At 33.2% G+C, this 12,151-nt stretch carries 11 protein-coding genes; 7 read left to right on the top strand and 4 right to left on the bottom strand.

Annotated elements, in window-relative coordinates; genetic code table 11:
• The first annotated feature begins 8 nt into the window (after positions 1-8).
• Positions 9-1,277 (top strand): acetyl-CoA hydrolase/transferase family protein, encoded by a 1,269-nt coding sequence (locus tag IMZ30_RS01645; RefSeq protein WP_207038822.1) that lies wholly within the window; start codon positions 9-11, stop codon positions 1,275-1,277.
• A 28-nt stretch (positions 1,278-1,305) separates the two neighbouring features.
• Positions 1,306-1,605 (top strand): thioredoxin, encoded by a 300-nt coding sequence (gene trxA / locus IMZ30_RS01640; protein WP_207038821.1) that lies wholly within the window; start codon positions 1,306-1,308, stop codon positions 1,603-1,605.
• 16 nt (positions 1,606-1,621) lie between these two features.
• Here the strand turns inward: trxA and IMZ30_RS01635 are convergent, their stop codons facing one another.
• The 4 genes from IMZ30_RS01635 to hemN all read right to left on the bottom strand — a co-directional run bounded on the left by IMZ30_RS01635 (position 1,622) and on the right by hemN (position 5,000).
• On the bottom strand, positions 1,622-2,293 hold the full coding sequence (locus tag IMZ30_RS01635) for a hypothetical protein (protein WP_207038820.1): 672 nt from the start codon (positions 2,291-2,293) through the stop codon (positions 1,622-1,624).
• The gene (locus tag IMZ30_RS01630; protein WP_207038819.1) at positions 2,293-2,715 is read right to left on the bottom strand and encodes a hypothetical protein; all 423 of its coding nucleotides are present in this window, start codon (positions 2,713-2,715) and stop codon (positions 2,293-2,295) included. Before IMZ30_RS01630 ends, IMZ30_RS01635 begins: the two co-directional genes overlap by 1 nt.
• An 80-nt stretch (positions 2,716-2,795) precedes the next feature.
• Positions 2,796-3,629 carry a universal stress protein gene (locus tag IMZ30_RS01625; RefSeq protein WP_207038818.1) on the bottom strand — a complete coding sequence of 278 codons (834 nt, stop codon included), beginning with the start codon at positions 3,627-3,629 and terminating at the stop codon, positions 2,796-2,798.
• A 24-nt stretch (positions 3,630-3,653) separates the two neighbouring features.
• Entirely contained in the window at positions 3,654-5,000 is a 1,347-nt protein-coding gene (hemN, locus tag IMZ30_RS01620) for an oxygen-independent coproporphyrinogen III oxidase (protein WP_207038817.1), read from the bottom strand.
• A 92-nt stretch (positions 5,001-5,092) separates the two neighbouring features.
• Here hemN and IMZ30_RS01615 point away from each other — a divergent pair, with 92 nt between their 5' ends.
• From IMZ30_RS01615 to katG, 5 genes are all read left to right on the top strand, one after another.
• The gene (locus IMZ30_RS01615) at positions 5,093-5,494 is read left to right on the top strand and encodes a methyltransferase family protein (protein WP_207038816.1); all 402 of its coding nucleotides are present in this window, start codon (positions 5,093-5,095) and stop codon (positions 5,492-5,494) included.
• Positions 5,495-6,350: 856 nt separating this feature from the next.
• Entirely contained in the window at positions 6,351-6,566 is a 216-nt protein-coding gene (locus tag IMZ30_RS01610; RefSeq protein WP_207038815.1) for a T9SS type A sorting domain-containing protein, read from the top strand.
• Between the two features lie 105 nt (positions 6,567-6,671).
• On the top strand, positions 6,672-7,547 hold the full coding sequence (locus tag IMZ30_RS01605; RefSeq protein ID WP_207038814.1) for a sterol desaturase family protein: 876 nt from the start codon (positions 6,672-6,674) through the stop codon (positions 7,545-7,547).
• Positions 7,548-7,634: 87 nt separating this feature from the next.
• A complete protein-coding gene (ligA, locus tag IMZ30_RS01600; protein ID WP_207038813.1) occupies positions 7,635-9,635 on the top strand; it encodes an NAD-dependent DNA ligase LigA in 2,001 nt (666 codons plus the stop codon).
• A 207-nt stretch (positions 9,636-9,842) separates the two neighbouring features.
• The gene (gene katG, locus IMZ30_RS01595; RefSeq protein ID WP_207038812.1) at positions 9,843-12,119 is read left to right on the top strand and encodes a catalase/peroxidase HPI; all 2,277 of its coding nucleotides are present in this window, start codon (positions 9,843-9,845) and stop codon (positions 12,117-12,119) included.
• Positions 12,120-12,151 lie beyond the last annotated feature (32 nt).

Here is a 12,151-nt window from a genome sequence, read left to right as displayed (position 1 = left end):
TTATTTATATGAAATATACAGATAAAAAAATAGCCGTTTCACTTGTTAATAGCGGTGACCGTATTTTTTTTCAAGGTGCCGCAATGACACCACAAGTTCTAATTGATGCCTTGTGCGATCGTTATGAGGAATTAGAAGATGTTGAAATCGCTCAACTTCATACCGAAGGAAACGCAAGATATACACAAGAGCCTTATTCAAACGTCTTTAAGATCAATAGTTTTTTTGTTGGTGGTAATGTTCGTAATGCTATAAATTCTACTCATGGAGATTACGTGCCTATTTTTTTAAGTGAAATTAGCTTACTTTTCAAAAAAGATATTTTACCATTAGATGTTGCTTTTATTCAAGTTTCACCACCAGATAAACATGGTTATTGTTCATTAGGAACTTCAGTAGACGTGACCTTATCAGCAATTGAAAAGGCCACACGAATAATTGCTCAGGTTAATCCTCAGGTACCACGTTCTCATGGTGATGGGATTATTCATGTTGATCAAATAGACGCAGCTGTAGAAGTAGATGAGCCTATATTTGCACATGATGCTTTAATACCAACGTCTATTGAAGAAAAAATAGGTCAGCATGTGGCGCATCTTGTTGAAGATGGTGCAACACTTCAAATGGGAATTGGTGCTATCCCCAATGCAGTTTTAGCAAACCTAGACCAACATAAAGGTTTAGGAATTCATACTGAAATGTTTTCGGATGGTGTACTTCCTTTAGTTGAAAAAGGTATTATCACTGGAGAACACAAAGTAGTAAAACAAGGAAAAATTGTAACCTGTTTTGCTATGGGCTCTCAAAAATTATATGATTTTATAGATGAAAATCCTTTAGTTCATTTTAAAGAAGCTTCTTACACCAACGATACGGCTTTAATTAGAAGAAACCCAAAAGTAACTGCCATAAATTCAGCTATAGAAATTGATTTGACAGGTCAAGTTTGTGCTGACACTATTGGTAAACGTCAATACTCGGGTGTTGGAGGCCAAATGGATTTTATAAGAGGCGCTTCACTTTCCGAAGGTGGTAAAGCAATTATAGCCATGCCTTCAGCTACTGCTAAAGGTTTAACTAAAATAGTTCCGTTTTTAAATAAAGGTGCTGGCGTGACAACAACTAGAGCTCACGTTCATTATGTTGTAACTGAAAATGGAGTAGTAAATTTATACGGAAAAAATTTAAAGCAACGGGCAGAAGCACTTATTTCAATAGCTCATCCAGACCATCAAGAAGACCTGACAAAAGCGATGTTTGAACGTTTTGGCAAGTAGTTTGCAACACTAATAATAAACAAAAGTTATGAGTGAAAAATTTAATAAAATTATAGAAAGCGACACGCCTGTACTAATCGATTTTTTTGCTGATTGGTGTGGCCCATGCAAAATGCTGGCGCCAATTTTAAAAGATGTTAAATCTGAACTTGGTGATGAGGTTAAAATTATTAAAATTGATGTTGATAAAAATCAAGCTCTAGCGGCAAAATATCAAGTTAGAGGTGTGCCAACAATGCTACTTTTTAAAAATGGAAAACAACTTTGGCGACAAAGCGGTGTTTTGCAAAAAGATGATTTAGTGAATACAATTAGGTCTAATTCTTAATTATATCAGATATTATTTAGTTGTTTTGAGGCCTTGGGTAATAACTCAAGGCTTCTGATTTTATAACTAACATGAAGTTTAATGTATAAAATTGGTTATGATTAATAAACTCATTATACCGATTTGAAGTTTTAACACGATTAGATAATTTATAATTGTAGTCTAATCCTAAACCTACACCAATATTTTCGGTTTTGTTAAAAAAATATTGAACAAATATGCCGCCAGTTAGACCGTTAAAATTCAACTTGTAGTCATTAGTGTCTATATTTTTCCTGTTTTTTATGGTTGATAAACTATAACCTAGGCTAGTTCTTAATTCAAGTTGATTAGCTAATCTTAATTTATAGAGTCCAAAAAATGCGTGTGTAGAAATTCGAGCTGAATGAAATCGACTTCCTAAAAAATTATCTTTTGCTAAATCTAATTCATAGCGTTTAAGATGAAATCCAATGCCTAAGTTTTTATAAATAAATAAGTTTACGCCTATATTGAAGCCTAAGTCATTCCCATCATAAGTTTCATGGATAAAATTTTCTCCAACCGCTTCAAAAATACCTGTCCCAAATAAGAGCTCATAGTGAAATAGCGAATCATTCTCAACTAGCTTCCTAGGTGTGTTTATTTTTTGACTAAAACTAAATGTAGTGAAAGCAAATAATATGGTAATGAGTCCTAAATGATTCATTAATTAAGTTTTTTGACGCCTTGATTGATGTAATTAAATTCAAATTGATTGGCGTCATAAGGTCTTAAAATAACTGGTGTTAAAATCGTTTCACCATCAACTTCAACTTCAAACAGATAGTCTTCATTGTTTTTAATGTATAAGTGAGAATTATTGATGTTTTTAGGGTGAAAAAGACTAAACGCACCATTTTCATCTGAAGTTGTTTCTACGCCAAGATCATCAAAACTATAAAATAATTCTACCGAATCATAAGTCTCAATATCAGTATTTGTTAAACCAAGAATAACATTGTTTGCAGGCTGATTGTTTTCTAAAACTAAATTACCCTCATAAACTGATACTGTATTGTCGATATCTACAACAGTTGGGCAACTAGTTAAGTTTAAAATAAGTATTGTGCTAAAGATTTTTTTAAACATAAAAAAGGTGTAATTTGTAATTACACCTTAAAAGTACACTTTTAATTAAGATTTAATAGTAATGCTTATAACATTTTTACTTAAATCTTAAATGTAATTACTGGTAAGTCTGAATGGTTAACAACATCTTCACCAATACTACCATTAAAGAAGTGAGATAGACCTTTTCTGCCATGAGTTGGCATAGCAATAAGTTCTGCATTTTCATTATTTGCAGCGTTTAAAACACCTTGCTCTATCGTGTAATCGTTATAAATAATTATATTTTCGTGATTTAAAGGAACTTGCACTTCATTTAAAAAATTACGCATGTGATTGGTAACTTCACTTGTGCTGTAAAATTGATTTCCTGGTAAGTTAACGTAAACTAGTTTCATTTTAGCGCCGAAACTATCAGCAAATGTTTTAGCTTTATTATAGGCTTCAACATTTTCGAGCTCAAAATCGGTAGCGAATAAAACTGTTTTAAAGTCTAAATTTTCGATATCGTGTTTAACTACTAAAACAGGTACGTTAGAATGTCTAACAACTTTTTCTGTATTAGAGCCAATTAAAACCTCTTCTAAGCCGCTAGCACCATTAGAGCCCATGATAATTAAGTCTATATTTTGGTCTTTAACCGCTTCTTTAATGCCAAAAGTAGCAGACCCGACTTCAACTAAATCATTGGTTTCAATGCCTTCTAAAAAATCTTTGTCTAAGAAGTCATTAAATTTCTTTTTAGCAAGCTTCATAAAAAAGATGATTTGCTCATCGTCGACATTAAATTGTTCGGCGCCAAAAAGCGACTCAGCTAATTCAATAACATGTAAAACGTGAATTTTTGCATTATTACGTTGCGCAAGTTTTGCGGCTACTCTAAGGGCATTTTCAGATGGATTAGAGAAATCGACTGGTACTAAAATGTTTTTCATTGTTTTGGATTTTTAGGTTGAATATTATATTGTCATAGAAAAGAGTTGCTGGTTGGGTTGGGCTTTTTTTAGGCGTAAATCAAATGCCATACATATATTTCTAATGAATGCTTTGCCCTTTTGAGAAACTTCAACTGAGTTTTGATGAACTTTTATAAGTTGGTCAACTTCAAACTCACTTAAACTATTTATGATTGAGTTAAAATCTATAATGGCTTCCTCTTTTTTATTCCACTTGGTTTCAAAGTTACACATTAAATTTAAAATTTGCTTTCTTATAATTAAGTCTTCATTGTTCAAAAGGTGTCCTCTAAAAATAGGTAGCTCATTTCGATTAATTTTCTTATAATAATCGTCAAGTTTTTTTTCGTTTTGTGCAAATGCAAACCAGCTATCACTAATTGCCGAAACGCCTAAGCCAATCATTTTCTGAGTTTGTGTTGTGGTATAACCCATGAAATTTCGGTGCAAGTTATTGGTTTGGTATGCTTTAGATAAATCGTCTTTTGGAAGTGCAAAATGATCCATCCCAATTTCTATGTAACCGATTTCTTCTAACATTTTTTTACCGGTTTCATATTGCTGTCTTTTAAGTTCTGGCGAAGGTAAATCACTTTCATTAAAGCCACGCTGACCGTTACCTTTAGTCCAAGGCACATGGGCATAACTGTAAAACGCAATGCGGTCTGGCATTAGTAATTTAGTCTTTTCGATAGTATTAATTACATCTTCAAGGCTTTGCATGGGTAAGCCAAAAATAATATCGTGACCAACTGATTTGTAACCAATTTCTCTGGCTAGTTTAGTGGCGTTTTCAACGGCTTCAAAACTTTGAATTCGGTGAATCGCAATTTGCACCTTTGGGTTGTAGTCTTGAATGCCATAACTCACACGCGAAAAACCCAAATCATAAAGTGTTTCTAAATGAGCTTTGGTAGTGTTGTTCGGGTGACCTTCAAAGCTAAATTCTATTTCATCAGTCATTTCAACTGTATTTAAAATAGATTTGATAAGATTTTCTAGATTTTCAGCTGAGAAAAAAGTCGGCGTTCCACCGCCTAAGTGAATTTCTTTTATAACAGGCGTATCATCTAAAACCTCTAAATACATCTGCCATTCTTTTAAAACAGCTTCTATATATGGTATTTCTACATCATGCCGTTTAGTGATGCGTTTGTTACATGCACAAAACGTGCATAAACTTTCGCAAAAGGGTAGATGAATGTAAAGACTCAACGCATTAGAATCTTGTTGCTGCAAACTTGAAACCCATTTTTGGGTAGAAAAATCTACGTCTTCCCAGAATGGTACGGTTGGATAACTTGTGTATCTTGGTCCTGGGACATTATATTTTGCAATTAAATTTTGCATGGTTTATAGGAATTTATTCAAAATTAACCTTAAATTGAAGCCTTATAAATGATAATTATCAGTAATAGTTAGAATTGACCTAAATTAGAGTAATGCCAAAGTTGAAAGATATAATTTACGTTAGTTTGCAGGCTGTATTGTTTGTGTTTTACGTGATTCCAGTACAAATTGAAGTTTCTTTGTTAATAGATTTATCGGGTTGGTTTTGGTGGATTTTTATTGGTATAGGTGTCATAATTGGCTTGTTGGCTTTACTTCAATTAAAAACCAATTTATCACCTTTTCCGAGTCCTAAACATCATTCAACACTAATTACATCAGGTGTTTTTAAATATATCAGGCATCCCATATACACAGCTATTCTTATGGTGTGTTTTAGTTATGCAATGTTAAGTTCTAACGGTTGGAAACTAATGGTCACGATTGGTCTATTTGTTTTATTTTGGTTAAAATCTAATTATGAAGAGCAATTATTGCAAAAAAAAATTTCCTAACTACAAAGCCTATCAATCTAAAACTGGTCGGTTTTTTCCGAAGTTTTTATAATTTTTTTTGTTAAAATATTAGTTTTAATATTTTTTGATTCAAATTTAAACAACAATATTTAGATTTTAGAAACCTTTTAAAGAATCAAATAATTAAACCAATCCAACAACTATTATTATCATTAACCATTCTTTTTTTCAATGTCAGTTTAGCTCAAATTACAGTTATTTCGGACCCAAACTTTGGGCAAACTTTAATAGATGTAAATGTAGATTATGATGATGTTGTTAATGGCGAAGTACTCAATGCTGATATTGAAACGCTTAGAGAGCTTGATTTTTCAAATTTATATTATGATACGTCTCAAACTATAACTGACTTTTCAGGTATAGAAAATTTTACAGCTTTAGAAATTCTCAACTTATCGAGCCTTTTAATACAACTTAATGAAGAACAGTCTGATGTATTTAACTCAAACTTTAACCTTAGAGAGTTTCGTGCTGATGAAGAATTTTTTGATGTAAGTCCATTTATAAGTATTGCTTATTTAGATTTTAGTAACCTGAATAATCTTGAATTCATCAGCTTAGCTAACAGTAGTTTTTTTGGCATGATTAATCTAAACAATCCTAATGCTAATTATGAGATTTATCACATCAATATTATGAACCACCTAATAATACTTATTCGGTTTGCATCAAGGTTAATGATGTTACAGCTGCATCATCTAATCAATATCCTTACAATACATGGAATGTTATAATTTCTGAGCCAGATCTAAATGGGTACGTTTTTAGAGATTATGGGTTTTCGTCTAGTTGTAACCTTTCTACTTCAGGTTTTGATTTTCAAACTAAAATCAAAGTGTATCCTAATCCCGTTAACGATAAATTATGTTTTGATAATCCTAATCAATTTGAAATAAATAAAGTAAAGTTATATACAATATCAGGTCAGCTCTTAAGTACTTTTTCAACTGTAGGCGAATTTATTGAGTTGGATGCCGTAGAAACTGGTGTTTATTTTATAAAGGTATACAGCGGAAATTCAGCATTCACGTCTAAGGTTTTGAAAAAATAAGTTAGACCATGAGCACTTATAGGTTCGAAGCAAAAAGTCAAATTATAAAAGAATTTTGTGATTTGTGTTACAATTATAAGGGTTTAGAATATCTATTTTTGTAACATGTTAGAAAAGTATCTAAATATAGTTGAAGATTCTTTTATAGGTTACTTTAATTATTTGGTAACTGAAATTAGCAATCCACATTCAACTAATTATTTTTATTGGTTATTGGCACTTTCAGTATTGGTGCTTTTATTTGAAATCTTATTACCCTGGCGAAAAGGCCAAAAAGTTTTGCGCAAAGGCTTTTGGCTGGATGTGTTTTATATTTTTTTCAATTTTTTTCTATTTTCTTTAATTGGCTACAATGCTTTATCAAACATCGGTGTTAATTTATTTAATGATGTATTGGGATGGTTTGGCATTACCAACATCGTAGCCATAGAGCTGCAAAGCATGCCTGTTTGGTCACAGCTCTTAATCATGTTTGTTGTAGCCGATTTTATTCAATGGTTTGTTCACGTACAACTTCATAAACAACCATGGTTATGGAAATTTCATAAAGTACATCACAGTGTGCAAGAAATGGGATTTGCAGCACATTTTAGGTTTCATTTTATGGAAACTATTATCTATAAATCTGTGCAATACATTCCCTTAGCGATGATTGGTTTTGGTATTGAGCAATTTTTTGTAGTACATATGTTTAGCGTGTTTATTGGTCATTTAAACCACGCCAATTTACCATGGAATTATGGTTGGTTAGGTTATATTTTTAATAATCCTAAAATGCACATTTGGCATCACGCTAAAGATTTACCAAAATCACACAGTTTTGGGATGAATTTTGGTATTTCTTTAAGTATTTGGGATTACCTATTTAAAACTGCTTATATTCCAAAAGAAGGTAAAAACATCAAATTGGGTTTTGAAAAAGTAGAAGATTATCCACAAGACTTTTTTGGTCAATTAACGCAACCATTTAAAGAAAAGTAGGTCTGTATCTTTTATCATTTCAGTTTTTAAGTTATAATTTTGAGTCAAATTAATCGAAGTTGTATTTTTATCAAAAATATTAATTGAATGGATATAGCGACAAAAATTCATCAACTTCGTGAAGAGTTGCATCAGCATAATTATAACTATTATGTTTTAGATCAACCTGAAATCAGCGATTATGAGTTTGATATTAAACTGAAAGAACTGCAAGAATTAGAAGCGCAACATCCAGAATTGTATGATTCTAACTCACCAACTCAACGTGTAGGCGGTCAAGTCACTAAAAATTTCCCTTCAGTTACTCATGATTTCCGGATGTATTCCTTATCAAATTCGTATTCTAAAGACGATTTGTTAGACTGGGAAACGCGTCTGAAAAAACAAATAGACCAACCCATCAGTTTTGTCTGTGAGTTAAAATATGATGGTGCATCTATAAGTTTAACCTATCAAAACGGTCAACTGCTTAGAGCTGTAACTCGTGGTGATGGCACTCAAGGTGATGAAGTAACAGCTAATGTAAAAACCATAAAAAATGTGCCTTTGAAATTAAGTGGAACAAATATTCCACAACGCTTTGACATCAGAGGAGAAATTGTTTTACCTTACGAAGGCTTTGCAAAATTAAACGCTGAGCGGATTGAACAAGGTGAAGATCCCTATGCAAATCCTAGAAATACAGCCTCTGGCAGTTTAAAATTACAAGATAGTGCTGAAGTCGCTAAGAGACCATTACAGTGTTTGCTTTATAATTTAACAGGTACAGATTTACCGGTTAAAACACAATTCGAAAGCTTACAAAAAGCAAGAGATTGGGGTTTTGATGTTCCAAATGAAGCAAAATTACTCCATTCGATTGATGAGGTTATAGATTTTATTAATTATTGGGATGAAGCGCGACATAATTTAGCTTATGAAACTGATGGTGTAGTCATTAAAGTAAATAATTTAGACCAGCAAGATGAGTTAGGTTATACAGCAAAATCGCCACGCTGGGCAATGGCATATAAATTTAAAGCTGAACAGGTAAGCACAGTTTTAAATACAATCACTTATCAAGTCGGTCGCACAGGAGCTATAACGCCTGTGGCTAACTTAACGCCGGTTCAGTTAGCTGGAACCATCGTAAAACGCGCTTCTTTGCATAACGCTGACCAAATTGAGAAATTAGATGTCCGTGTTAATGACCATGTATTTGTCGAAAAAGGTGGCGAAATTATCCCTAAAATTGTTGGGGTAGATTTTACAAAACGTTCGCAAGATTCTAAGCCAACACAATACATTTCAACTTGTCCTGAATGTCATACTGAATTAGTAAGAAAAGAAGGCGAGGCACTTCATTTTTGTCCAAACTCTAAAACTTGTCCACCACAAGTTATAGGTAGAATTCAGCATTTTATTTCCCGTAAAGCGATGGGTATAGAAGGCTTAGGTGGCGAAACAGTTGCCTTGTTGGTTAATGCTGATTTAATAGAAAACTATGCCGATTTATATATTTTACAAAAAGAAGATGTTTTACCATTAGATCGGATGGCTGAGAAATCAGCAGAAAATTTAATCAAGGGAATTGAGGCTTCTAAACAAGTGCCTTTCGAGCGTGTTTTATTTGCTTTAGGCATTCGTTATGTTGGAGAAACTGTTGCTAAAACTCTTGCTAAACATTATCAATCTATCAGTGCTTTAATGCAAGCTACTCAAGAACAACTTACTCAAGTTGATGAAATTGGCGAACGGATCGCACAATCGGTAGTCACATTTTTTAAAGATAACGATAACCAGCAACTTATAAGTCGTTTACAAAAGTATGGCTTACAGATGCAAATTTCTGAGGATGAAAAAGCACAGCAAAGCGACCGATTGAAAGGACTTAAAATTGTAATTTCAGGTGTTTTTGAAATTCTGAGTCGAAAACAACTAAAAGACTTAATTGAAACTAATGGTGCTAAAAATACCAGCTCAATTTCAAAAAGTACAGATTATCTCATTGCTGGCAATAAAATGGGACCAAGTAAACTTAAAAAAGCTGAAGATTTAGGTGTTAAGATTATTTCTGAAAATGATTTTTTAGAATTGATAAGTGATTAAATAACCTGCTTGTTACAATTTATAAGCAATAACGATTTAATTAATTGCTTAAAAGCTATTCATGACTTTGTTTAATTTACTTTATATGTTGTAAAAACAATGACTATAAGATTAGCTTATTAAACAATAGTATTAAAATATAATTTACTTATTGAATCTATATTTTGTATATTTATTTTTGGTCTATTAATTTTAAATATTAGTATCATGAATAAAATTATTACAGCATTGGTTTTGTTGGTGTTTCTTACAGCTCATGCTCAACCAGCATCACAAGGCATTGAAGCTTGCCCTTACTTATCTGCTCAAGCTAAAGCGCAATCTAAAGCAAAATCACAAACCTCAAAAGGTAAAATGGAGGCCAAAGAATGGTGGCCTAATCAGTTAAATCTTGACATTTTAAGACAAAACGCCGATAAATCTAATCCTATGGGAGAAGATTTTAATTACATTGAAGCCTTTAGAAGTTTAGATTACTATGCGCTTAAGGAAGATATCAGAAAAGTTTTGACCGATTCTAAAGAATGGTGGCCAGCAGACTTTGGTCATTATGGTGGTTTGTTTATAAGAATGGCTTGGCACAGTGCAGGAACCTATAGAACTGGCGATGGTCGTGGCGGTTCACGATCAGGACAACAGCGTTTTGCGCCATTAAATTCATGGCCTGATAATGCTAATTTAGATAAAGCAAGACGCTTACTTTGGCCAGTCAAACAAAAATATGGAAGTAAAATTTCATGGGCTGATTTAATGATTTTAGCTGGTAATGTTGCATTAGAAGATATGGGTTTTGAAACTGCAGGATTTGCAGCAGGTCGTGTTGATGTTTTCGAACCTGAAGAAGATGTTTATTGGGGTCCAGAATCTGAAATGCTTAAAAGAAAGCGTTTTGATGAAGACGGTGATTTGCAAGATCCACTTGCAGCAACACAAATGGGTTTAATCTATGTAAATCCTGAAGGTCCGAATGGTATTCCAGATCCGTTAGCAGCTGCAGAAGCAATTCGTGTAACTTTTGCAAGAATGGGAATGAACGACGAAGAAACAGTTGCCTTAATTGCCGGCGGACACACCTTAGGTAAAACGCATGCAGCAGCAGAAGACCATCACATGGGACCAGAACCAGAAGCTGCGCCTATTGAAGAACAAGGTTTAGGCTGGAAAAGTTCTTATAAATCTGGTAAAGGTGCTGATGCAATTACTTCTACAGTTGAAGTTACTTGGACATCTACACCTACAGAATGGAGCCACGACTACTTAACATTCTTATTCAAATACGATTGGGAATTAATGAAAAGTCCAGCAGGCGGACACCAATGGGTTGCTAAAGATGCAGAAGCAATTATTCCACATGCATTTGATAAAGATAAAAAGCAAAAACCTTACATGTTAACTACCGATGTAGCCTTAATTAAAGATCCAGTTTACAAGAAAATTTCTAAGCGCTTTTTAGAAGATGAAGATGCTTTTAAAGATGCCTTTGCTAAAGCTTGGTTTAAATTAACACATCGTGATATGGGACCTAAAAGTTCTTATATCGGGCCTGAAATTCCTGAAGAAGATTTCATCTGGCAAGACCCAATTCCAGCTGTAGACCATAAATTAGTGACTACAAATGATGTTAAATCACTTAAAAAACAAATCTTAAATTTAGATTTAAGTATTGGTGAACTTGTAAAAACCGCTTGGGCTTCAGCGTCAACTTATCGTGAATCTGATAGACGCGGTGGCGCTAATGGTGCACATATTTTATTAGAGCCGCAACGCAATTGGGAAGTAAATAATCCTAAAGAATTAAATAAAGTAATTTCTGAATTAGAGAAAATTCAAAAAAAGTTTAACCGCAAGGCAAAGTCAGGAAAAGAAATTTCAATGGCCGATTTAATTGTTCTTGCTGGAAATGCGGCAATAGAAAAAGCTGCAAAAGACGCTGGTTTTGAAATAACAGTTCCTTTTCAACCTGGTCGTATGGATGCGCTTCAAGAACAAACCGATGTTGAATCGATGCAATTCTTAAAGCCTTATGCTGACGGATTTAGAAACTATAGTGGTAAAAAATATACGTATTCAACTGAAGAATTACTTGTAGATAAAGCACAATTGCTAACCTTAACGCCACCTGAAATGACAGTTTTAGTCGGCGGTATGCGAGTACTTGGTGCTAACTATGATAACTCGAAACATGGTGTGTTTACAAACCAGGAAGGTGTTTTAACAAATGATTTCTTTGTGAACTTATTAAGCATGGATTATAAATGGCGTTCAATTTCTGAAGATGATGAGTTATTCGAAATCGTTGATCGTAACTCTGGAGAAGTAAAATGGACAGCCACAAGAGCTGACTTGATTTTTGGTTCAAATTCTGAACTTAGAGCCCTTGCTGAAGTTTATGCAGCAAATAATGCAAAAGAAAAATTTGTAAAAGATTTTGTTGCTGCATGGTCTAAAGTCATGCAATTAGACCGTTTTGATTTAAAAATGTAGTTTTTATTTGATTGTTTTGATTTATTAAAAGC

Origin of the sequence: Psychroflexus sp. ALD_RP9, from assembly GCF_017311165.1 — a bacterium.
Lineage (GTDB): Bacteria > Bacteroidota > Bacteroidia > Flavobacteriales > Flavobacteriaceae > Psychroflexus.
Note: the sequence above shows the minus strand (reverse complement) of the source record. Positions and strands in the feature narration are given on the sequence as shown.